Source organism: Cupriavidus sp. 96C5-1, assembly GCF_057798855.1.
Genome location: NZ_JBYOJU010000028.1, coordinates 1 through 22,548, shown reverse-complemented (window position 1 = coordinate 22,548; position 22,548 = coordinate 1). Strand labels below are relative to the sequence as shown.

General features: G+C 67.5%; 17 protein-coding genes. 2 read left to right on the top strand and 15 right to left on the bottom strand.

The annotated features are described in order from the left end of the window. Positions 1-108: 108 nt before the first annotated feature. From AC3FOF_RS26515 to AC3FOF_RS26485, 7 genes are read right to left on the bottom strand one after another with little or no spacing between them, the layout of a single operon-like run. Positions 109-1,278, bottom strand: coding sequence for an ABC transporter substrate-binding protein (locus tag AC3FOF_RS26515; RefSeq protein ID WP_488728303.1), 1,170 nt, complete (start codon positions 1,276-1,278; stop codon positions 109-111). Positions 1,279-1,338: 60 nt separating this feature from the next. Next, positions 1,339-3,576: a 3-hydroxyacyl-CoA dehydrogenase NAD-binding domain-containing protein gene (locus tag AC3FOF_RS26510; RefSeq protein WP_276264829.1), complete on the bottom strand. Its 2,238-nt coding sequence runs from the start codon at positions 3,574-3,576 to the stop codon at positions 1,339-1,341. A 50-nt stretch (positions 3,577-3,626) separates the two neighbouring features. Then, on the bottom strand, positions 3,627-5,480 hold the full coding sequence (locus tag AC3FOF_RS26505) for an AMP-dependent synthetase/ligase (RefSeq protein WP_488728302.1): 1,854 nt from the start codon (positions 5,478-5,480) through the stop codon (positions 3,627-3,629). A 47-nt stretch (positions 5,481-5,527) separates the two neighbouring features. Further along, the gene (locus AC3FOF_RS26500) at positions 5,528-6,340 is read right to left on the bottom strand and encodes an ABC transporter ATP-binding protein (RefSeq protein ID WP_488728301.1); all 813 of its coding nucleotides are present in this window, start codon (positions 6,338-6,340) and stop codon (positions 5,528-5,530) included. Beyond that, complete coding sequence (locus AC3FOF_RS26495) at positions 6,337-7,146, bottom strand: ABC transporter ATP-binding protein (protein WP_488728300.1); 810 nt, start codon at positions 7,144-7,146, stop codon at positions 6,337-6,339. Before AC3FOF_RS26495 ends, AC3FOF_RS26500 begins: the two co-directional genes overlap by 4 nt. 13 nt (positions 7,147-7,159) lie before the next feature. Further along, positions 7,160-8,236 carry a branched-chain amino acid ABC transporter permease gene (locus tag AC3FOF_RS26490; RefSeq protein WP_017224084.1) on the bottom strand — a complete coding sequence of 359 codons (1,077 nt, stop codon included), beginning with the start codon at positions 8,234-8,236 and terminating at the stop codon, positions 7,160-7,162. A 2-nt stretch (positions 8,237-8,238) separates the two neighbouring features. After that, positions 8,239-9,111, bottom strand: coding sequence for a branched-chain amino acid ABC transporter permease (locus AC3FOF_RS26485; protein WP_017224083.1), 873 nt, complete (start codon positions 9,109-9,111; stop codon positions 8,239-8,241). 585 nt (positions 9,112-9,696) lie between these two features. On the opposite strand from AC3FOF_RS26485, the gene glnA reads away from it, so the two are divergent. Continuing rightward, positions 9,697-11,172, top strand: coding sequence for a type I glutamate--ammonia ligase (gene glnA / locus AC3FOF_RS26480; protein WP_488728299.1), 1,476 nt, complete (start codon positions 9,697-9,699; stop codon positions 11,170-11,172). A 75-nt stretch (positions 11,173-11,247) separates the two neighbouring features. On the opposite strand, the gene AC3FOF_RS26475 is transcribed toward glnA, so the two are convergent. The 8 genes from AC3FOF_RS26475 to AC3FOF_RS26440 all read right to left on the bottom strand — a co-directional run bounded on the left by AC3FOF_RS26475 (position 11,248) and on the right by AC3FOF_RS26440 (position 21,915). Beyond that, entirely contained in the window at positions 11,248-12,120 is an 873-nt protein-coding gene (locus AC3FOF_RS26475; RefSeq protein WP_430869530.1) for an amino acid ABC transporter substrate-binding protein, read from the bottom strand. A gap of 91 nt (positions 12,121-12,211) precedes the next feature. Beyond that, complete coding sequence (locus tag AC3FOF_RS26470; RefSeq protein ID WP_017224080.1) at positions 12,212-13,519, bottom strand: dicarboxylate/amino acid:cation symporter; 1,308 nt, start codon at positions 13,517-13,519, stop codon at positions 12,212-12,214. A gap of 373 nt (positions 13,520-13,892) precedes the next feature. After that, positions 13,893-14,504 (bottom strand): methyltransferase domain-containing protein, encoded by a 612-nt coding sequence (locus AC3FOF_RS26465; RefSeq protein ID WP_488728298.1) that lies wholly within the window; start codon positions 14,502-14,504, stop codon positions 13,893-13,895. Between the two features lie 35 nt (positions 14,505-14,539). After that, the gene (locus AC3FOF_RS26460) at positions 14,540-16,114 is read right to left on the bottom strand and encodes an acyl-CoA synthetase (RefSeq protein WP_488728297.1); all 1,575 of its coding nucleotides are present in this window, start codon (positions 16,112-16,114) and stop codon (positions 14,540-14,542) included. 83 nt (positions 16,115-16,197) lie between these two features. After that, entirely contained in the window at positions 16,198-16,983 is a 786-nt protein-coding gene (locus tag AC3FOF_RS26455; protein WP_488728296.1) for an enoyl-CoA hydratase/isomerase family protein, read from the bottom strand. Between the two features lie 96 nt (positions 16,984-17,079). Beyond that, positions 17,080-19,059 (bottom strand): acetyl/propionyl/methylcrotonyl-CoA carboxylase subunit alpha, encoded by a 1,980-nt coding sequence (locus tag AC3FOF_RS26450; RefSeq protein WP_488728295.1) that lies wholly within the window; start codon positions 19,057-19,059, stop codon positions 17,080-17,082. 43 nt (positions 19,060-19,102) lie between these two features. Beyond that, positions 19,103-20,257: an acyl-CoA dehydrogenase family protein gene (locus tag AC3FOF_RS26445; RefSeq protein ID WP_276264822.1), complete on the bottom strand. Its 1,155-nt coding sequence runs from the start codon at positions 20,255-20,257 to the stop codon at positions 19,103-19,105. 41 nt (positions 20,258-20,298) lie between these two features. Beyond that, positions 20,299-21,915, bottom strand: a complete 1,617-nt coding sequence (locus tag AC3FOF_RS26440) for an acyl-CoA carboxylase subunit beta (RefSeq protein WP_488728294.1) — start codon at positions 21,913-21,915, stop codon at positions 20,299-20,301. Here AC3FOF_RS26440 and AC3FOF_RS26435 point away from each other — a divergent pair. Further along, positions 21,914-22,171 (top strand): hypothetical protein, encoded by a 258-nt coding sequence (locus AC3FOF_RS26435; protein ID WP_488728293.1) that lies wholly within the window; start codon positions 21,914-21,916, stop codon positions 22,169-22,171. The two genes, AC3FOF_RS26440 and AC3FOF_RS26435, sit on opposite strands and share 2 nt — an antisense overlap. The last annotated feature ends 377 nt before the right edge of the window (positions 22,172-22,548 follow it).

Here is a 22,548-nt window from a genome sequence, read left to right as displayed (position 1 = left end):
CTCTCCGATGTTCCGTTGCACGTTGTCCGTTATCCCCGGCCCCGCCGCCCGTGAAGGCGGCGGGGCCCAAACGCTGTCCCTGGCCTCCTCCGGCCGGGTCCGCCGAATTCACAACTTGGGCGGTGGCAGCAGTTCGCTGGCGGGAATCCACTTGTCGCCCACCACCTTCATGATGCGGATACGGTCGTTGCTCAGCCGGTTGGTGGCCGAGACGTTGAAGCCCGGGTTGCCCAGCGCATCCGGCGGCAGCCGGGTCGACTCCATGGCGGCGTTGAAAGTCTCCGCGGTCAGGTTGCGGCCTGCCTTGTCGGCCAGGGTGGCGAAGGTGACGTAGGCGTAGTAGCTGAACATCGAGTACACGCCGGGATCCTCGTTGAAGCGCTTCTTGTAGGCGGCGGCCCATTGGCGTACCGCCGGATTGGGATCGTCGGCATAGGGCAGCATGGTGAAGGCGGCTGCATGCAGGCCCTCCATTGCCTTGCCGCCCAGCAGCGGCACCTGGTGCGCATAATTGGCAGAAGTGCCCGCGAAGACCGGATTGAAGCCGATCTTGCGCGCTTCCTGGACCGAGGCGACGTACTCGCGCATGGTGGAGGCGTTGAATACCAGATCGCAGTTGGCCGCCTTCAGGCGCGCCATCTGCGAGGAAAAGTCGGTGGCGCCGCGCTTGTACGAGACCTTCTCCACCACGGCCAGGTTCTTCGTCTTCAAATAGGCCTGCGCGCCTTCCAGCGACTCGCGCCCATAGTCGTCGTCCTGGTACAGCACGCCGATGCGCTGATAGGGTTTCTGCTTCAGGAAATAATCCATGATGGTGGTGGACATCAGGAAATTGGACGGCCCCAGCGCGATCTTGTACGGGCTGGGCGGCTCATACATATCGCGCGCCGCGCTCTGCGGCATGAAATTGAAGACCTTGCTCTGCAGCAGGAACGGCAGCGTTGCCATATTGGGCGCGGTGCCCAGATGGCCGATGATGGCGAACACGCCGTCCTGGGTCACCAGCTTCTGCGCCGCCAGCACGGCGCGCCTGGGCTCGTAGCCGTTGTCTTCCACCACCACCCGCAGCTTGCGGCCCTGCACGCCGCCGCGCGCGTTGATGTCTTCCACGGCCATGGTCATGCCGTTGCGCGACTCCCTGCCGTAATTGACGATCGGCCCGGACATGTCGGTGATCAGGCCGAGCACGATCTCCTTGTCGCTGACGCCGCGGGTCTGTGCGCCGGCGCTGGCGCTGAGCGCGAGGGCAACGGCGGCGACGGTGGTTTTCCAGATCATGGTTGTCTCCTTGATTGTTGGCGTTATGGTGGCGTTATGTTTCTGCGAACTGCATCGACGTCAATGCACGCTCTGCGGCGGCTTGGGTCCCGGGTGAATCCTGCCTTGCCCGGCTGGCCTTGCCGCCGAGCCAGGCGCTGAGGGGATGGGGGCCGCGCCGGCTTCCGGCCGCGGCGCCACCCAGTCGGACAGGCGCTGCCCGCCGCGCGCCAGGGTTGCCAGCAAGGGCGACACGTCCCAGTAGTCATAAGGATTGCCGCGCAGCCGGGCGTAGCGCTCCAGGCCGGCCACGATGCGCGCCAGGCCGATGCTGTCCGCCTGCCAGACCGGGCCGCCGAGATAATCCGGGTAGCCGTAGCCGGCGGTCCACACCATGTCGATATCGCCGGGGCGGCTTGCCACCCCCTCCTCCAGCAGCTTGGCCGCCTCGTTGACCAGGGGATAGAGCAGGCGCTCGGCAATCTCGGCGTCGCTGATATCCGTGCGGCGGGCAATGCCGTGCGCGCGGCCCAGCGCGCGGCAGATGCGCTCGGCCTCGGGGTCCGCCACCGCTGCCCCGCCGGGGTACCGGTAAAGGCCGGCCCCGCTCTTGCAGCCAAGGCGGCCGAGCCGGAACAGCGTGCGCACCACCGCGCGATAGGCGGGATCGGGCGGCAGGCCGCCGGCCTTGCCATACTCCAGCACGATCTTGGCGCTCACGTCGATCCCGGCCACGTCCAGCATGCGGCACGGTCCCATTGCCATGCCGCAGGCCTCCATGACCGCATCGAGCCGCACCGGGCTCACGCCCTCCATCAACAGGAATTCGCTCTCTCGCAGGTAGGCTTCGGCCATGCGGTTGCCGATAAAGCCGAAGCACACACCGCATACCACCGCCACCTTGCCGAGCCGCCGCGCCAGCTGCATGGCCGTCACCAGCACGTCGGGTGCGGTGGCGCTGCCGCGCACCACCTCGATCAGCCGGCCGCCATTGGCCGGGTTGCGGAAATGCAGGCCGGCAAAATCGGCTGGCCGGCCGCTGGCCTCGGCCAGCACCTCCACGTCCAGCGTCGAGGTATTGGTGGCGATGATCGCACCGGGTTTGCACAGGCGCCCAAGCCGCCCGCAGACCTGCTGCTTGAGCGCCATGTCCTCGACCACGGCCTCGATCACCAGTTCGCAGCCGGCCAGCGCCTCGTAGTCCAGGGTCCCGGCGATCAGGCCCATGCGTCTTGCCACCTGTTCCGGCCGCAGCCGCCCGGCCGCCGCGTCCGCCTCGTACCTGGCGCGCACCGAGGCAAGCCCTTTCGCCAGCGCGGCCCCGCTGGCCTCGACCAGGGTTACCGGCATGCCGGCATCGGCCAGGCTCATGGCAATGCGGCGGCCCATGGTGCCGGCGCCAACCACCCCGGCGGTGTGCAGCACGCGCGGCAGCAGTCCAGCGGGCACGCCGGGCACCCGGGCTGCCTGCCGTTCGGCAAGGAACAGGTGGCGCAGGGCCCGCGATTCGGGCGAGACCACGCAGGACGCAAGCAATGCGGCCTCCAGCGCCTCGCCCTCGGCGAACGGCCGGGTCGCGGCGGCTTCCACCGCCCGCACGATGGCCGCGGCGGCCGGATAGCGCGCCTGCTCCTGCCTGGCCCGCAACAAGGCCTGCGAGAAGAAATCAGCCGGCAGGCCAGCCGTCGACGCCGGGAGCGCGGACAGCCGGCGCGGCGGCGCCCGCCTGTCCAGCAGGTCTTCCAGGTAGTTGAGGCCGGCCGCCAGTGGCTCGCCGGTCGCCAGCGCATCGACGATGCCGGCGCGCAAGGCCGCTTCCGCGTCCAGCATGCGCCCGCTCAGCATCAGGTCCAGCGCCAGCGCCGCCCCGCAGGCCCGCGGCAGCCGCTGGGAGCCCAGCGCGCCCGGCAGCAGGCCCAGCCTGATCTCGGGCAGGCCGACCCGGGCGCCAGGCAGCGCCAGCCGGTAATGGCAGGCCAGCGCCAGTTCCAGCCCGCCGCCGAGCGCGGTGCCGTGCAGGGCCGCCACCACCAGCCGTTCGCTGGCCTCGATGCGGGCGAGGATGCGGTTGTACGGGGCCGCGTCGAAGCCAGGTGCGTCGAACTGGGCGATATCGCCGCCGGCCACGAAGGTGCGGCCCGCGCACCAGATCAGCAGGCCATCCAGCGCGGGATCGGCCTCGAAGGCGGCTACCTTGGCGTCCAGCCCGGCCACCGTCGCCACCGAGAGCGCGTTGACTGGCGGATGGTCGATGCAAAGCAGGCCGATGCGGCCGTGCCGGACAAGGGTTACGGGACCCATGCTGGCTGCATGGCTCATGGCGCCTCCTGTTGGGCTGCGGTTGGGGCTGCGGTTGGCGCTGCCTGCGTTCAGGCCACCTTGGCCGGGTACATCGACTCGATCAGCCCGCTGTACTTGTCGTTGACGAGCTTGCGCTTGAGCTTCATGGTCGGCGTCAGTTCCTCGTCCTCGGCGCCAAGGCGGGTCTCCAGCAGCCGGAACGCCTTGATCTGCTCGACCCGCGCGAACTGCTGGTTGACCTTGTCGATCTCTTGCCCCACCAGCGCAACGACCTCCTTGCTGCGGCACAGCGAGCCGTAGTCAGAGAAGTGCACGTCGTGCTCCTGGGCCCACTGCTCCACGTTGTCCTGGTCGATCATCACCAGGCAGCTCAGGTAGGGCCGGCGGTCGCCGATCACCACGGCGTCGGTCACGTAGGGGCTGAACTTGAGCTGGTTCTCCCACTCGGAGGGCGTGACGTTCTTGCCGCCGGCCGTGATGATCAGGTCCTTCATGCGGTCCGTGATATAGAAATAGCCCTGCTCGTCCACCCGGCCCATGTCGCCGGTGCGCAGCCAGCCATCCACCATGGTCTCGGCGGTCTTGGCGGGCAGGTTCAGGTAGCCCATGAAGACCTGCGGTCCGCGCACCAGCAGCTCGCCCTCGTGCGAGATACGCACCTCCGTCTGCGGCAGGGCCACGCCGATGCTGCCCGGGCGCGTGCGCCCCGGCGGGTTGCAGGTGGCGGCCCCGGTGATCTCGGTCATGCCCCACAGCTCGTGCAGCTCGATGCCCAGCGCCATATACCAGCGGATCAGGTCCGGCGAGATCGGCGCCGCGCCGGTCACCGCCAGTTGCACGCGGTTCAGGCCCATCATGCGGCGCACATTGCCCAGCACCAGCGTATCGGCCAGCCACAGCTTCAGGCGCGCCCCGGGGGCCAGCCGCGGCTCCTGCCCCGCCTCGTGCACGCGGGCCTGCCCGGCCGCCATCGCCCAGGCATAGGCGCGGCGCTGCAGGCCGGTGGCTTCGCGCACGGCGATGGTGACGCTGGAGTACATCTTTTCCCACACGCGCGGCACCGCCAGGAAGGCGTCGGGCTGGATCTCGCGGATATTGTCGAAGATGGTGTCCGGGTTCTCGACGAAGTTGGCCACCGCGCCGCACAGGATCGCGTAGTATTCGCCGAAGATCCGCTCGGAGACATGGCACAGCGGCAGGAACGCCATGCGCTCGCCCACCGTGGTGGCGGGCAGGAACGCGCGCAGCGTCAGGCAACTGCGCAGCACGTTGCGGTGCGACAGCATGGCGCCCTTGGGCCGTCCCGTGGTGCCGGACGTGTATACCAGCACCGCCAGCGCCTCGCCGCCGCCGGCGGCACGCCTGGCCGCCAGCCAGTCCGGCTGCCGCGCGCGCGCCTGGCGGCCCAGCGCCAGCAGCGCGTCGAAGCTCATCACCGCGGCATCCTCGAAGCCGGCCAGCCCCTCCATGTCGAACACCACCACGCGGCGCAGGCCGGGCAGGCGCTCGCGCACCTCCAGGTATTTGTCGAGCTGCTCCTCGTTTTCAACGAACAGGACCACGGTGCCGGAGTCCTGGCACAGGTATTCCACCTGCGGCGGCGCATCGGTCGGATAGATACCGCTCACCACCGCGCCGGCCGTGAGCGCGCCCAGGTCGCTCCACACCCATTCGCGGCTGGTGTTCGACAGCACCGAGACCACTTCGCCCGGCTGCAGGCCCAGCGCCGCCAGCCCCGCCGCCACGTCGGCCACGATCTCGCCCACCTCGCGCCAGCTGTAGCTGCGCCAGATGCCGAGATCCTTCTGCCGCATCATCACGGCGTCGCCGCGCACGTCGACGGCGTGCCAGAACATCTGCGGCAGGGTCTCGAACGCGGCTTCGGACAAGGGCTGCATGGTGTGCGCTGCTGGTTTCGCCATGGATGGCTCTCCGGGGAAAAACGGTCAGTCGGGATCGGGATCGCGGGCTAGCGCCAGGTCTTGCGCTTCTTCCAGCGCCGCTCGCCGCGCACGCCGCTGTCTTTCATGCCGAGGTAGAACTCCTTGATATCGTCCTTCTCGCGCAGCGCGGCGCAGGTGTCCTCGGCCACGATGCGGCCGTTCTCCAGCACATAGCCGTAGTCCGCCGCGTTGAGCGCCATATTGGCGTTCTGTTCCACCAGCAGGATGGTGGTGCCGCGCTCGCGGTTGATGCGTACCACGATCTCGAAGATGTCCTTGGTAAGCTTGGGCGACAGGCCCAGGCTTGGCTCGTCCAGCAGGATCAGCTCGGGCGCGGCCATCAGCGCGCGCGAGATCGCCAGCATCTGCTGCTGCCCGCCCGACAGCAGGCCCGCGTCCTGGCCGGCGCGCTCGCGCAGCACCGGGAAATAGCCGTACACGGCTTCCATGTCGCGGGCCACGCCGTCGCGGTCGCGCCGGGTGTAGGCGCCCATCAGCAGGTTGTCGCGCACCGACAGCAGCGGGAACACCTCCCTGCCCTCCGGCACATGGCTCAGGCCGCGCCGCACGATCTGCGCCGGATCCAGCCCGGCAATGCTCGCGCCCTTGAAGGCGATGCCGCCGCGGGTGGGGTCCAGCACTCCGGAAATGGTCTTGAGGATGGTGGTCTTGCCGGCGCCGTTGGCGCCCAGCACGGTGGCGATGCTGCCCGGCGCCACGCTCAGGCTCACCCCGCGGATCGCCTTGACCGGACCGTAGGCGCTTTCCACATTGGCCAGCGCCAGCACCGGGGCTGGCTGCAGGCCGCGCAGCTTGTCTGCGCCTTGCGCGAGATTCATGCCGCCCTCCGCAGCGAAGCCACATCGTCCACGGTGCCAAGGTAGGCCTCGATCACCCCCGGGTGCGCCTGCACCGCGGCCGGCGTGCCCTGCGCCAGCACCTGGCCCTGGCTCATCGCCAGCACCCGGTCCGACACGCGCGACACCAGGCTCATATCGTGCTCCACCATCAGCACGGTGATGCCCAGTTCGCTGCGGATATCGCGGATCCACCACGCCATGTCCTCGGTCTCCTCCACATTGAGCCCCGACGATGGCTCGTCCAGCAGCAACAGGCGCGGCCCGCTGCACAGCGCGCGCGCCAGCTCCACCACCTTGCGCACGCCATAGGGCAGGCCCGCCACCAGCGCGTCGCGGTGCGCCTGCAGGTCCAGCAGCTCGATCATTTCCTCGGCCTTGCGGCGCGCGGCCAGCTCCGAGCGGCGCGCCGCGGGCGTGAACAGCAGGTCCGCCCAGAAGCCGGCGGCACGGTGCGTGTGGTGGCCGATCAGCAGGTTCTGCAGCACCGTGGCGTGCTCGAACAGCTCGATATTCTGGAAGGTGCGCGCGATGCCCTGCGCCGCAATGGCGTGCGGCGGCATGCGCGTGAGCGCCTCGCCCTGCCACAGGATCTCGCCGCTGGTGGGCGGGTAGATGCGGCTGATCAGGTTGAAGACCGTGGTCTTGCCGGCCCCGTTGGGGCCGATCAGCGTAAAGACCTCGCCGCGGCGCACGTCGAAGCTCACGCCGTTGAGCGCCAGCACGCCGCCAAAGCGCACCGTCAGGTCGCGCACGCTCAGCAGGGTATCGGAATGGCTGTGCGACATGGTCCAGGTCTCCTTATTTCAGGCGCTCGGAGCGCTGGAACGCCTTCTGGCGCCGGAACATGCCCTGGCGGTAGAAGGGAAACAGCTCCAGGTAGGTGCGGATCTTGCACCAGCGCCCGTACAGCCCCATCGGCTCGAACAGCACGAAGGCCATCAGCACCAGCCCGTAGATCAGCGCTTGCAAGCCGCTGGCCTGCGCCATGGCCGGCGGCAGCCAGTCCTTGGCCAGCACGATCAGCTGCGGCATCACGATCAGGAACGCCGCGCCCAGGAACGCGCCGTGCACGGAACCCAGGCCGCCCACCACCACCAGCAGCAACAGGTCGATGGACTGGCCGATGCCGAACTGCTCGGGCGAGATAAAGCGCAGCTTGTGCGCGTACAGCGCGCCGGCCAGGCCCACCAGCGCCGCCGACAGCGCGAACGACAGGGTCTTGTAGCGCGCCAGGTGGATGCCCATGCTCTGCGCCGAGATCTCGGAATCGCGGATCGCGATAAAGGCCCGCCCGGTCGCGCCGCGCAGCAGGTTGAGCACGCCCAGCGTGGCCAGCACGCAGACCGCCAGCGACAGGTAATAGAACGCCACCGGGCTGTCCAGCGTGTAGCCAGCCAGTTCCGGCGCGCCTACCGCCAGCCCGGCGTTGCCCCCGGTCACGCCCTCCCAGCGCGCCAGCCCCTCCTCGACGATAAAGCCGAAGGCCAGCGTGGCGATGGCCAGGTAGATGCCCTTGACCCGCAGCGCCGGCAGCCCCACCACCACACCGGCCAGCGCCGACAGCGCCGCCGAGGCCACCAGGGCCGGCACGAACGGCACGCCGTGGCCGGTCAGCCAGGCCTGCGCATACGCCCCCACGCCGAGAAAGGCCGCATGCCCGATCGACAGCAGCCCGGTGAACCCGGACAGCACCATCAACCCCAGCCCGGCGATCGCATAGATCAGCACAAAGCCAAGCTGCGCGACCCAGTAACTGCTGGCCCAGCCCGGCGCCACCAGCAGGCAGGCCATCAGCAGCCCATACCACAGCCGCTGGCCGGGCTGGCGGGCCAGGCGCAGGTCCTGGCGGTAGTCGGTCTTGAAGAGGAATCGCATCGCTATACCTTCTTGCGCAGGTTCTCGCCGAACAGGCCGTTGGGTTTGACCGCCAGCATGATCAGCACCACCACATAGGCCGCCACATCCTTGAAGCCCTCCGGCAGGTAAAAGCCCGCCAGCGACTCCACCACCCCGATCACCAGCCCGCCCACGATGGCGCCGGGCAGGCTGCCGAACCCGCCCACCACCGCGGCCGGGAAAGCCTTCAGCCCCAGCAGGCCCATGCTCGCGTGGACAAAGGTGATGGGCGCCAGCAACAGCCCCGCCAGCGCCGCCACCGCGGCCGACAGGCCCCACACCAGCCCATTCAGGCGCCGCACCGGAATGCCCATGTAATAAGCCGCGAGCTGGTTCTGCGAGCTGGCCTGCATGGCCACGCCGATACGGCTGTAGCGGAACACCAGATAGAGCAGCACGCACAGCGCCGCCGTCACCGCGATCACCGCCACCTGCTCCACGCTCAGCACCAGCCCGCCCGTGCGCCACACCATGCCCTGGTAAGGCACCGGCAGCGTATGCGTGCCAGCGCCGATGCCCGGCACCATGGTGATCAGGCCGCGCATCACGTAGCCCATGCCGATGGTCAGCATCACCACCGTGAACTGCGGCTGGCCCAGGATCGGCCGGATCGCCAGCCGCTCCACCAGCATGCCGAAACCCGCCATGCCCGCCACCGTCAACGGCACCGCCAGCCACAGCGGCAGCCCCATCATGGTCAGCACCACGCCGGCAAAGGCGCCCAGCATCATGAACTCGCCCTGGGCAAAGTTCACGGTCTCGGTGGCCTTGTAGATCAGCACGAAGCCCAGGGCGATCAGCGCATAGATGCAGCCCAGCGCTATGCCTGAGATGGTTAGCTGGAGAATCTCCAATCTTGTCTCCTGTCCCGGTTGTGCCGTGGCGCGCTGGCCGCGCGATGTGTCGGGGGCGGTCGCGGGAAGCGCGTCGATTGCGGTTCCGGCGCAGACCGGTTGGCTGCTTGCGGCCGAACGTGCCGCCCTTCCGCCAGCCCGTGTCACCGTAACAAAACTATCGGGGTGGCGCTTGTGCGGACTGGCTACGGCGGGTTGGGGATTACCCACGATGGGGGTGCTTGATTGGCTGCTGCGCCGATGTTGGCGGCAGATGCGGTCAGTGTTGTTTGGGAAATTTCATCGGTGATGCCCTGACTTTTCCGAAAATCGGTTCACCGCACCGTCGCGCGTAACCCCGGGGTGCGGGTCACGGACGGACTTCGCCTACCTCGGTACAGCGCTTGCACCCGGTCTACTGCCTGGCCCAACTGCTGCTCCAGCGGTGCCCGCAGGCCTTGCCGCTCCAGGCGCTGCCTGGGTGAATCGCGCCAGCCGTGATAGCCCCACAAGTTGCGCTGGCGGCACGTGCGCCCAGCGCGCTTTTCTTCCAGGTCCGGACGGACTAAGGTTGGACTATGCCGCAGCCAGACAAGGGAGGCAGCCATGTCGATGGTCTCAATCGAGCCGGGGAGTTATCGCGTCGAGCGGCCGAATCATCCGGGCGACGTGATCGACCTGATCAGGAAGCACGGCATCCAGGTGGTCGACCTCCGGTTCACGGACCTGCCCGGTCTGTGGCAACACTTCTCGATTACCCTGCCCGAAGTCAACGACGAGCTTTTCACGTCGGGCATCGGCTTCGACGGCTCCTCGATTCGCGGCTTCCAGGAGATTCACGAGTCCGACATGCTGGTGAGGCCGGACCCGGCGACCGCCTTTGTCGATCCGTTCTGCGAAACGCCGACGTTATCGATCATCTGCGACGTGCTGGACCCGGTTCTGCAGCAGCCTTATTCCCGCGATCCGCGTCATATCGCCAGAAAGGCGGAGTCGTACCTGCAGCGGACCGGCCTCGCCACGACTTGCTACTTCGGCCCCGAGCTGGAGTTCTTCATATTCGATTCCATCCGCTTTGGACAGGACCAGCACTCAGGCTACTACCATGTGGAATCGGCCGAAGGGGAATGGACCTCGGGTCGCGACGAGGGTGCCTATGGCGGGGGCAACCTCGGCTACAAGCAACGCTACAAGGAAGGCTACTTTCCTGTCCCGCCACACGACACATTGCAGGACATCCGCTCCGAGATCGTCCTGGCGCTGATGGAGGCCGGCATCCAGGTCGAGATCCATCACCATGAGGTGGCGACCGCGGGCCAGAACGAGATCGACATGCGCTTTGCGCCGCTGACCCGGATGGCGGACAACGTGATGATGTACAAGTACATCTGCAAGAACGTGGCGCGCCGGCATGGCAAGGTCGCGACGTTCATGCCAAAGCCCCTGTTCGCGGACAACGCAAGCGGCATGCATTGCCACCAGAGCCTGTGGAAGGACGGCGAGAACCTGTTCTTCGATGCGGCCGGCTGGGCGCTGACATCCGAAATGTGCCGCTGGTACATCGGCGGCTTGCTCAGGCACGCTCCGGCCCTGATGGCTTTGTGCGCCCCGAGCACGAATTCCTACAAGCGCCTGGTGCCGGGCTACGAAGCACCGGTCAACCTGGCCATGTCGCAGCGCAATCGTTCCGCCGCCGCGAGGATCCCGATGTATTCCGCTGCGCCGGGCGCGAGGCGCGTGGAATTCCGCTGCCCCGATCCTTCCGCCAATGCCTACCTTGCTTTTTCGGCAATGCTGCTGGCCGGGCTGGACGGCATCGAAAACCAGACCGATCCGGGCGCTCCGCTCGACAAGAACATTTATGAGCTGCCGCGCGAGGAGGCCGCAAAGATCCGCCAGGTCCCGGGGTCGCTCGAGGAATCCCTGTCGGCGCTGGAGGCCGATTCGGCTTTCCTGCTAAAAGGGGACGTCTTTACGGAAGACGTGATCAGCACCTGGATCGACTACAAGCGCAGGCGCGAGATCGATACGTTGAAGCTGCGGCCGCACCCGTGGGAGTTTTATCTCTATTTCGATGTTTGAGGAATCAGGCTGAGCGGCGGCCATCCACGTGTTTTGCGGGCGTCATTTTTGACACCGGTTTGTGCCGATGCGCTTCTAGTTCGGCTGTTCCGGCGTCGCACCGATGAGGTCCTCCAGTTGCGCGCTCATCGGAATGCCAAGACGCTCGCCAGTGGGCAGCCGGTTGAGAAACCATTGCTTGTACAGGCGCTCCAGCTCTCCGGAGGTGATCAGGTCGCGAACGGCCTTGTCCACGACGGCCGAGAACTGGGGATCGCCCTTGCGCAGCATGATCCCGTACGGATCGTAGGAGAGAAAATCGCGGGTGATGTCGAACTTCTTGCCGGCGGCGTATTTGGCAAGGAAGCCGTACAGGAGCACATCGTCTCCCGCATAGGCGTCGGCGCCGCCGTGCCGCAGCACCTCGAACGCATCGGCATGGTCGCGCGCCCGGATGATCTTCAGTCCCAGATCAAAGCGGGCGGACAGCCGTTCCAGCGCCTGGGCGTTGGTCGTGCCCGCCGTGGCGACCACGGTCTTGCCCTTCAGGTCACGGAACGATCTGATTGGCGAGCCATGCGGCACCATCAGCTTGGTACCGGCAATGAAGATCACCGGCGAGAATGCGGCAAGCTGCTGACGCTCGGTGTTGCGGGTGGTCGATCCGCACTCCAGGTCGATCTTGCCCGAGACAATGGCGTCAAAGCGGTTTTCGGACGTGACAGGCACCCACTGGATCGACAGCTCGCGTCCGACTTCCGCTCCGGCGGCCTGCACGATGGCCGTGCAGATGTCGATCGAGTACCCGATCGGCCTGTGGGCCTGATTCAGATACGAGAACGGCAGGGACGACTCCCGATAGCCGATGGTCAGGCTGCCGGTGTCCTTGGCCTTTTTCAGCGTGCCGGCCAGTTCGATGGGTTCCTGCGCCGAAACGATGCCAACGCATATCGCCATGCACAGGGCCATGGCAGCCTGCAGCATCGGGCGGCCGGCCAGGATCCACTGGCGTACTTGTAGGGAATGCATGCGCGCTCCTCCCAGGTCTGCGCCCAGACGGCTACGCGTGCACGGCGTCCGGCTTGTGCAGCGGCACCGGCTCGCCCCCGATGCCGCCCTCGCCCTCATCAAGGGTGGACTCGGCGAGCTGGCCTTCCCACTTGGCCACCACGGCGGAGGCGATCGAGTTCCCCACGGCATTGGTCGCCGAGCGGCCCATGTCGAGAAACTGATCGACGCCCATGATCAGCAGCAGGCCCGCTTCCGGCATGTTGAACTGGTTCAGCGTGGCCGCGATCACCACCAGCGATGCGCGCGGCACGCCCGCCATCCCCTTCGACGTGAGCATCAATAGCAGCAGCATGGTGATCTGGGTGCCCAGCGGCAGGTGAATGTCGTACGCCTGGGCGATGAACAGGACCGCGAATGTGCAATACATCATCGACCCGTCCAGGTTGAACGAGTAGCCCAACGGCAGCACAAAGCTGGAGATCTTGCGGTTGACGCCGAACCGGTCGAGCGCTTCCAGCAGCTTGGGGTAAGCGGCTTCCGAACTCGCCGTGGAGAACGACAGCAGGAACGGTTCGCGGATCAGGCGGATCAGCGTGAAGGTCCGTTTGCCGAGGAACACCATGCCCGCCAGTGTCAGCAGCCCCCACAGCACGATCAGGGCCAGGTAGAAGCTGCCCATGAACTTGGCAAAGGTCAGGAGGATGCCAAGGCCTTGCGTCGTCACTGTCGATGCAATGGCGGCGAACACCGCCACCGGCGCCAGCCACATTACCGCACCGGTGATCTTCAGCATCACCTGCGCCAGGTCCTCGATCACGCCGGCCATCCGCGCGCCCCGCTCGCCGAGGGCGGACAGGGCCGTGCCGAAGAAGATCGAGAAGACCACGATCTGCAGGATTTCGTTGTTGGCCATCGCCTCGGCCACGGATCTGGGCACCGTGTGGGCCACGAAGTCTTTCAGCGTGAAGGCGTTGGTCTTGAGGTTGGTGGCGGCGCCCACCTCGGGCAGAGGCAGGCCGATGTGGCTGCCCGGCTGCATCAGGGTGGCCATGATCAGGCCCAGCGTCAGGGATACCAGCGACGCGGTGATGAACCAGCCCAATGCCTTGACGCCGACGCGCCCCACGGTACTGGCATCGCCCATGTGTGCAATGCCGATCACAAGCGTGGAGAAGACCAGCGGCGCGATGATCATCTTGATCAGCCGCAGGAACACGTCGGTGACGATCGAGATGTATCCGGCAACGTCTTTCGCGAGCCTGGGATCCGGGAAGGCAGTGTGGCAAGCGTATCCGACCAGGCCGCCGAGAATCATCGCGATGACAATATAAGTCGTGATATGGGACTTCTTGCTCATGGCTTCTCCTTGGGGCCTCCGGGGGGACGTCCTGCGCCGAGGTCTGCACCTGAGTAACGATAGGTCACGGGTACGGCAATGGGCAATCCCGGACTTGCTCCCGACTGTCCAAAGCCGCTCCATACCTATGATCCGGCACACTTGCTGCCGCCTTCCTGGCCACGTTTGCCGTGTTGGATATAGGTATAGGGGTATAGGTGTCCAACAGGCCGGCCTGCGAGCGTGCGGCGGCGGCATGCTTCCCGTCGCTGAAGGCCTTCAGGCAGAAGCTTGACAGGCGATGGCGCCTTTTCGATCACACTTTGCTGTGTGCTCTGGATCTTGCCGGAACGTGGCTTTCGAAAGCCAGGCGTGAGGTCCCTGAGCCCCGGGATCAGCGCCGCTCCAGCACCATCGCCAGTTCAAACGCCCCATTGGAATGCATCACCGCGGCAAATGGCGGCTTTGGCCATTCCCAGCGCCCGGCCGGGAACAAGGCGCGCATGGCGTTGATATCGCAGTGATAAGGCGGGCCTTCGACGATGCCCTGCGCGGCACTATCGCGGCGCATCTGCATGAACAGGGCGAACAGCCGCCCGCCGGGCCGCAGCCACGCGTGGAGCTGGTCGGCGTAGCGCGTCCAGTGGTCCGGGTGCAAGGCACACAGGCAGGTCTGTTCGTAGACGGCATCGACAGCCCCCGGCGGCTGCCATTGCAGCACGTCCGCCTGCTCCAGCGGCGCCCGCAGGCCTTGCCGCTCCAGGCGGCCGGCCGCCCGTGCCAGCGCGGCGGGTGCATAGTCGAGGCCGCGCACGCGCACGCCGTGGGCGGCCAGGGCGGCGACTTCCCAGCCGCCGCCGCAGCCCGGCACGACGACATCCTCCCCTGGCCGGATCTCGCCGGCGGCCAGCCATTTGCCCAGTTGCGGGCTGGCGGTATCGCGCTCCCACGGGGTCTGGCCGGCCTCGAAGCGGGCCTGCCAGAAATCGATCGTCGGTCCGGCCATGGCTTATCTCCTGAAGTTCTTGTCCTCGCCCTGCCCTAGGCCGTGGCCTGTTCCCTCAGGCGGATCTTGAGTACCTTGCCGGTCGGATTGCGCGGCAGCGCCGCCACCACGCGCAGTTCGCGCGGCAGCTTGTAGCGTGCCAGCCTGGTTTCGGCGAAGGCCTGCAAGGCTTCGAGCGTCAGGCTGGCGCCCGGCTTGAGCGCCACCACGGCCACCACGTGCTCGCCCCAGCGCGGGTCGGGGGCGCCGATCACTGCGACTTCGGCGATGGCCGGGTGCTCGTACAGCACGCTTTCCACTTCGGCCGGGTAGACGTTCTCGCCGCCGGTGATGACCATGTCCTTGAGGCGGTCGCAGATGTAGTAGAAGCCCTCTTCGTCGGCGTATCCCACATCGCCGGTGCGGAACCAGCCGCCTTCGTAGAAGGCGCCGGCCGTGGCGTCGGGCCGGTTCCAGTAGCCCTTCATCACGTTTGCGCCGCGCACGCAGAGCTCGCCGCGCTCGTGCGGGGCGGTGACCGGCGTGCCGTCGAATGCCCGAACGCACACCTCGGTCAGGAACGCCGGGGTGCCGCAGGAGCCCAGCTTGTCGTGGGCCCGCTCGGGGGCCAGGAAGGTGGTGGCGGCGGCGGTCTCGGTCAGCCCATAGCCCTGGTTGACCGGGATGCCGCGCGCGGAGAACAGCCGCAGCAGCGGCTCCGGCATCGGCGCGCCGCCTACCGAGATGCTGCGCAGGCTGGACAGGTCCGCCCGCTCGAAATCCGGGTGCTGGCTGACGAACAGCAGCATGGCGGGCACGGCAAAGCTGACCGTGACACGGTGTTCGGCCACGTCCTGCATCACGCCGGCGGGGTCGAAGCTGCGCTGCAGGACAAGATGGCCTCCGGCCATCAGGATCGGCAAGGTAACGCAGCACATGCCGCCCACATGGAACAGCGGGGCGAAGTTGAGCGCGACATCGGTGCTGGCGATGTCGCTCATCAACATCACGTTGAGGTTGTTGGACCAGAAGTTGCCGTGCGTCAGCATGGCGCCCTTGGGGTTGCCGGTGGTGCCGGACGTGTACATCACGGCGGCCACGTCGTCGGGGTGGGTGGCGGCCAGCGGCGGCACGGCGCCGGCCTGCGCGGCCTTTGCCATCAGCGCATCCAGCCCTTCCCAGCCCGGCGCGGCGGTGCGGCCCAGGTAGCGCTGGCATTCCAGCCGGGGGCGGACTTCGTCGATCAGGCCGGTGTAGCCGTCGTCGGCAAACAGCGTGTGCACGCCGGCATCGTTGACGATGAAGGCCAGTTCCGGGCCGGTCAGGCGGAAGTTGAGCGGCACGAAGACGGCGCCCAGCCAGCCGCAGGCGAATTGCGTGACCAGGAACAGGGGATCGTTCAGCCCCAGGTAGCCTACGCGCTGGCCTGGCTGCACGCCGCCGGCCGCCAGCACCGTGGCCATCCGGCCGGTCCTGGCCACCAGCTCGGCGTAGGTCCAGGTCTGGCCGGCGCAGGTCAGCGCCGGCCGCTGCGGCCCGCGCGCGGCGCGCCGGCACAGCCAGTCGGCCATGCCCAGCGCGAGCATGCCGGGGCTATCGCCCGGCGACAGTGAGGATGGCTTCCCAGTCACGGCATCTCCCATATGCGACTCCCCTGTCTCGCAAGTTCCATCTCGCAAGTTGTCTGACAAATTGCCGGCGGGCGCCGGCGCCATCATCTGCCGGTCCAGACCGGCTTGCGCTTTTCGTTGAAGGCGGCCAGCCCTTCGCGGGCGTCCTCCGTCATGGCCAGCAGCGCGATCTGGCTTTCGGTATAGGCGATGCCTTCGGCGAAGCTCATCGACGCCATGGCCTGCATGGCGTACTTGCCGCGCCGGATCGCGGTGGGCGATTTGTCGGCCACGCGCGCCACCAGCCACTCGGTGCGGGCATCCAGTTCGCCCGGCGCGGCCAGGTGGTTGACCAGGCCGGCGGCCTTGGCCTCGGCGGCGGAGAACGGCTCGCCGCTGATGCACCACTCGCGCACCAGCCGTAGCGGCGCCAGTGCCTGCAGCAGGCTCAGCACCTGCATCGGGAACACCCCCACCTTCACCTCGGGCAGGCCGAACAGCGCGTTGTCGGCGGCCACGGCCATGTCGGTCATGCACAGCAGGCCCATGCCGCCGGCCATGCAGGTGCCGTTGACGCGGGCGATGGTGGGCAGCGTGGCCTGCTGCGCTTCGCGCAGCATGTCGGCGTAGTCCAGGTTGGGCTGCGACAGGTCGAAGGCGAAGCCCTTGCCGGGCTGCAGGTCGCCGCCGGCGCAGAAGGCCTTGTCGCCCGCGCCGGTCAGCACGATGGCGCGTACCGAGGAGTCCGCGTGGGCGGCACGGTAGCCCGCGCGGATGCCGGCCACCACCTCCTTGTTGATGGCGTTGCGCTTGTCGGGCCGGTTGATGGTGATCCAGAACGCGGCGCCGCGCTGCTCGTGCAGGACAGCCGGGGTTTCCGTTTCGCTCATGGTGTCTTGCTCGCTATTGGAAGAATTGGAAGAATTGGAAGAACTGAAAGAGTTGGAAGACATCGATTGGAAGACATGGCGCAAGGCATGGCGCGCTCATGCCGCCTGCGCCTCGAACTCGATCTCGGCGATCACGCGCATGGCCGCGGCCTGGTCGCCCACCTGCACGTGCACCGCGCCGACGCGGCCAGCGGCCGGCGCCACGTGGATATGTTCCATCTTCATGGCTTCGAGCGTGACCATGGGCTGGCCGGCTTCCACGCGGTCGCCGGCGGCCACCATCACATTGACCACGCGGCCGTTCATGGAGGCGCGCAGCTTGCCGTCGCCGGCCGCCTCGCCGGCGCGTTCCGCGGTAATGCGGGTATGGTCCTCGACCCGCACCGGGTGGCCCTGGTACCGCAGCAGCAGCGTGTTGCCGTCGCGATGGAACACCGCGCTTTCGACCACGCCGTCGCAGCAAAAGCGCACCGTGCTTGCCGTCAGCTGGAGGGTTTCGAAGGCGTGGCGTGCCTCGCCGAGACGGACCTCGAAGCGGTTGGCCCCCAGGAATGCCAGGCTGGCCTGGTGCTCGGCACCGGCCACGCGATAGCGCAGCCCGATCGGCAGCGCCGGTGACAGGCTGGCGGACGGCACGCCCGGCGCGCGGCCAGGCGCGGTCTCGTAGAGCAGCAGCGCGGCCAGCGCGGCGGCGCGCCCGTGCCGGGCGGGGTCCTCGCGCAGCAGCGCGTCCTGGTGCTGGCCGATAAAGGCGGTGGTCGCCTCGCCCGCGGCAAAGGCGGGATGCGCCAGGCAGCGCGCCAGGAAGGCCTGGTTGGTGGTCACGCCCAGCGCCACCAGGTCCTCCAGCCCGCGCGCCAGCCTGCGGCGGGCTTCCTCCCGGTCCGCGCCGTGGCTGACCAGCTTGGCGATCATGGAGTCGTAGTATGGCGGGATCGCCGCGCCGCTTTGCAGCGCATGCTCGGTCCGCAGCGCGGCCGGAGCCTGCCACAGCGCCACCGTGCCGCTCTGCGGCATGAACCCCTGCTGCGCGTCCTCGGCGCACAGCCGGACCTCGATGGCATGGCCGGAGAAGCGCACGTCTTTCTGCGCCAGCGGCAGCGGCTCGCCGGCGGCGATGCGCAACTGCAGCGCCACCAGGTCCAGCCCGGTGATGGCCTCCGTGACCGGATGCTCCACCTGCAGCCGCGTGTTCATCTCCATGAAGTAGTAGTTGCCGTCGCGGTCGAGCAGGAATTCCAGCGTGCCGGCGCCTTCGTAGCCGATCGCCTTGACCGCGGCCACGGCGGTGGCGCCCATACGGGCGCGCAGTTCCGGGCTCACGGCGGGCGATGGCGCCTCCTCGATCAGTTTCTGGTGGCGGCGCTGCACCGAGCAGTCGCGCTCGCCCAGGTGGATGGCGTTGCCGTAGCGGTCGGCCAGGATCTGGATCTCGATGTGGCGCGGCTCGACGACGGCACGCTCCAGGATCACCTCCGGATCGCCGAAGGCGCCCTGCGCCTCCGAGCGCGCGCTGCGCAGCAGCTCGGCGAAGGCGCGCGCGTCCGGTACCAGCCGCATGCCGCGCCCGCCGCCGCCCGCCGTGGCCTTGATCATCACTGGGAAGCCAATGCGTTCGGCTTCGGCGCACAGCCGCGCTTCGTTCTGGTCTTCGCCTTGATAGCCGGGGATGCAAGGCACGTCCGCCGCCATCATGAGCCGCTTGGCGCCGGCCTTGTTGCCCATCGCGAGGATGGACTCGGGCGATGGCCCGATAAAGACCAGCCCGGCCTCGCGGCAAGCGCGCGCGAAGGCCGCGTTCTCGGCCAGGAAGCCGTAGCCGGGATGCACCGCATCGGCGCCGGTGCGGCGGGCCGCGTCGATGATGGCCTCGATGCGCAGGTAGGACTGCGCCGGCGCGGCGTCGCCGATATGCACCGCCTGGTCGGCCTCGGCGGCGTGGCGGGCGCCGGCATCGGCGCTCGAATAGACCGCCACCGTGCGGTAGCCGAGCGCGGCCGCGCTGCGCATCACGCGCAGGGCGATCTCGCCGCGGTTGGCGATCAGGATCTTGTGGAATGGCGTGGACTGCTTCATGGTGCCCCGATATGGATGTTGTTCTGTCTGGCCTGCCCTGCGCCTACTTCCCTTGCGGGAAGGTACCCATGTACTTGCACAGGATCTGCAGCATGACTTCGTCCGCGCCGCCGCCGATGGAGGTCAGCCGCCCGTCGCGGAAGATCCGCGAGACCGGGCTTTCCATCACATAGCCCATGCCGCCCCAGAACTGCAGGCTGCGGTCCGATACCTCGCGCACCAGGCGGCCGGCCTTGAGCTTGGCCATGGTCGCCAGGCGCGTGGCATCCTCGCCGCGCACCATCATCCCCACGGCGCGCCAGCACAGCGCGTGCAGCGCCTCCACCTCGGTCTGCAGCTCGGCCAGGGTGTAGTGCACCCACTGGTTGTCCAGGATCGAGCGGCCGAAGGCCTTGCGCTCGCGGGTGTATTCGATGGTCAGGCCGATGGCCTTCTGGCACACCCCGCAGGTGTTCAGCGCGCCCCACAGGCGCTCCACCTGGAACTGCTCCATCTGGTAGGTGAAACCCATGCCCTCCTCGCCGATGCGCCAGCGCTGCGGCACGCGCACGTCGTCGAAGTAGAGCTGTGCCGTGTCGGACGAGTCCATGCCGATCTTGCGGATCTTCTTGGCCACGGAGACGCCGCGCGTCTTCATCGGCACCACGATCAGCGTCTTGTTGCGGTGAGGCGCGCCGTCCGAGGTGTTGGCCAGCACGCAGCAAAAGTCAGCCTGGGTGCCGTTGGTGGTCCACATCTTGCCGCCGTTGATGATGTAGTCGTCGCCGTCGCGGCGCGCGGTGGTCTTGATCGATGCCACGTCGGAACCGCTGCCCACCTCGGACACCCCCAGGCAGGCCACGTATTCGCCGCTGATGGCGGGCGCCAGGAACTCGCGCCGCACTTCCTCGCTGCCGTGGTGGGCGAGCGCGGGCGTCGCCATGTCGGTCTGCACGCCGATGGCCATCGGCACGCCCCCACAGTTGATGTCGGCCAGGGTCTCGGCCAGCACGGCGCTGTAGGAGTAGTCGAGCCCCGAGCCGCCGTCGGCTTCGGGCTTGGACAGGCCCAGCAGCCCCAGTGCGCCCATCTTGCGGAAGACCTCGTGCGCGGGGAATATCTCGGCCTCTTCCCATGCGTCCACATATGGGTTGACCTGTTCGGCGATGAAGCGCTTGATGGTGGCGCGCAGCGCCTCGTGTTCGGTGGTGAGTTGCATGTCGCGGATCCTTGTGTCGGGTTGGTCTGCCGGCGGCCGCCTCAGGGGCGCGCCACGGCGAACTGCATGGGTTGCGGCGCGCGGGCGTCCCCTTCGCGGCAGATCGCCAGCACGTTGGCCAGCACGGCGCGCGTGCTGCGCGGGTCGATCACGCCGTCGTCCAGCACGTGCGCGCTGGTGACGAACACGCTCATCTGGCGGTCGAACCGTTCCACGATGCCCTTTTGCAGCGCTTCGAGCTGGGCGGTGTCGGCTTCTCCGCCCTTGCGTTTCATGGCGGCCTCGGTGACGATGGCCATCGTGCGGGCGGCCTGTTCGCCGCCCATCACGGCAGTCTTGGCGTTGGGCCACGAGAAGCAGAAGCGCGGATGGAAGCCGCGCCCGCACATGCCGTAGTTGCCGGCGCCGAACGACGCGCCGCAGTAGATCGTGATCTGCGGCACGGTGGCATTGCTCACTGCCTGGATCATCTTGGAGCCGTGCTTGATGATGCCGTCCTCCTCGTAGCTGCGGCCCACCATGAAGCCGGTGGTGTTGTTCAGGTAGAGGATGGGCGTGCGCGACTGGCAGCAGGCCTGGATGAAGTGCGTGGCCTTGGTGGCGCCGGCCGGGTCGATCGGGCCGTTGTTGGTGATGATGCCGAGCGGCCAGCCTTCGATCCGCACATGGCCGCACACGGTGGCGCCGCCGTAGTTCCCGCCGAACTCGAGGAAGTCGGAGTCGTCGGCGATGCGGGCGATGACCTCCTTCATGTCCACCGGCCGCTTGTGGTCCATCGGCATCACGCCCAGCAGCTCCTCGGCGTCGTAGCGCGGCGGCTTGAAGGCGCGCACGGCGGGCTGCTCGCGCGGCCAGTCGATCTTGCCCAGGATGTCGCGCGCGATGCCCAGCGCATCGCGGTCGTCCTCGGCCAGGTAGTCGCCCAGGCCGGACACGGTGGTGTGCATGACCGCCCCGCCGAGTTCTTCCTCGGTGGCCACTTCGCCGGTGGCGGCCATCAGCAGCGGCGGGCCGGCCAGGAAGGCGCGCGAGCGGCCGCGCACCATGATGATATAGTCGGACAGCCCGGTCTGGTAAGCGCCGCCGGCCGTGGACGAGCCGTGCGTCACCGTCACCACGGGCAGCCCGGCCGCCGACAGGCGCGCCAGGTTGCGGAACAGGTTCCCGCCGCGCACAAAATCCTCGACCTTGTAGGTCATCAGGTTGGCGCCGGCGCTCTCCACCAGCTGCACGTAGGGCAGCTTGTTCTCCAGCGCGATCTCCTGCACGCGCAGCTGCTTGTCCAGGCCCTTGGGTTGCAGGGCGCCGGCATTGATGCCGGAGTCCGAGGCGCTGATCATGCAGCGGATGCCGGACACGAAGCCGATGCCTGCGATCAGCCCGCCGCCGGGCACGCTTTTATCGAGGTCCGGGTTGTCCAGCCCGAGCCCCGCCAGCGAGGACAGCTCGATGAAGGGCGCACCCGGGTCGAGCAGCAGCGCCAGCCGTTCGCGCGGCAGTAGTTGCCCGCGCTTCTCGAAGCGCTCCCGCGAGGCGGCGGAGGTATTGGCGGCACGCTGTTCAAAGGCGCGGATACGCTCCAGCAGGGCAAGCATGCCGGCGCGATTGGCCTGGAATGCTTCGCTGCCGGCGGAAAGTCTGGATTCGATATTTGCCATGGTGATTGGACGTTGCGCAAGGGCGATCCGGCCGCAGCCGCACTGCCGCCGCTGGCGCCTCCGGGCGCCGGGCCGCGCGGTGCGCCGGTGTGAAGCCATGGTAGGGATGGGCGGCGGCCCGGTCTTGCGAGAACTGGCTGTGCTGGTTGCGGCAATATGGATTTTTTTAGCTGGTCATCAATGGTTATTGCTATTTCAGTTGGTTTTTTTGGAGTATTTATATTTAATTCTTTGGTTTTTTAGGGGCATGATTTAGGGTTGCAGGGCCTAAAGGCGGAGTGGTGTCAGGCTCTTGGGCACATGGAGGTGTCACTTTTCTTTACTCGTAAAGAAAAGTAACCAAAAGAAAGCGACCCCTTGCAGGGGGGGCTGGCTTATCGGGATTGGTGGCTTTGCGGATTCGTGGTGGGCGCGGCGGTTCTAATAAACTGCTGGCGCTACCGGCGCGAACGGCATTGCCAATGCGGATGGCACTGGTTTCAGTATAGCGCCCCTGATGGCAATGGCCCGTGGTGGCCCACGCATCTGCCGTTACCGGCGCGGATGGCCACTGTCTCCCTATCCTTGCAGGTTTCGTCGTGGGCGCGGTGGCCCCGGCTTGGGGCGAATACCCAAAATCTGGAGCCACCGCGC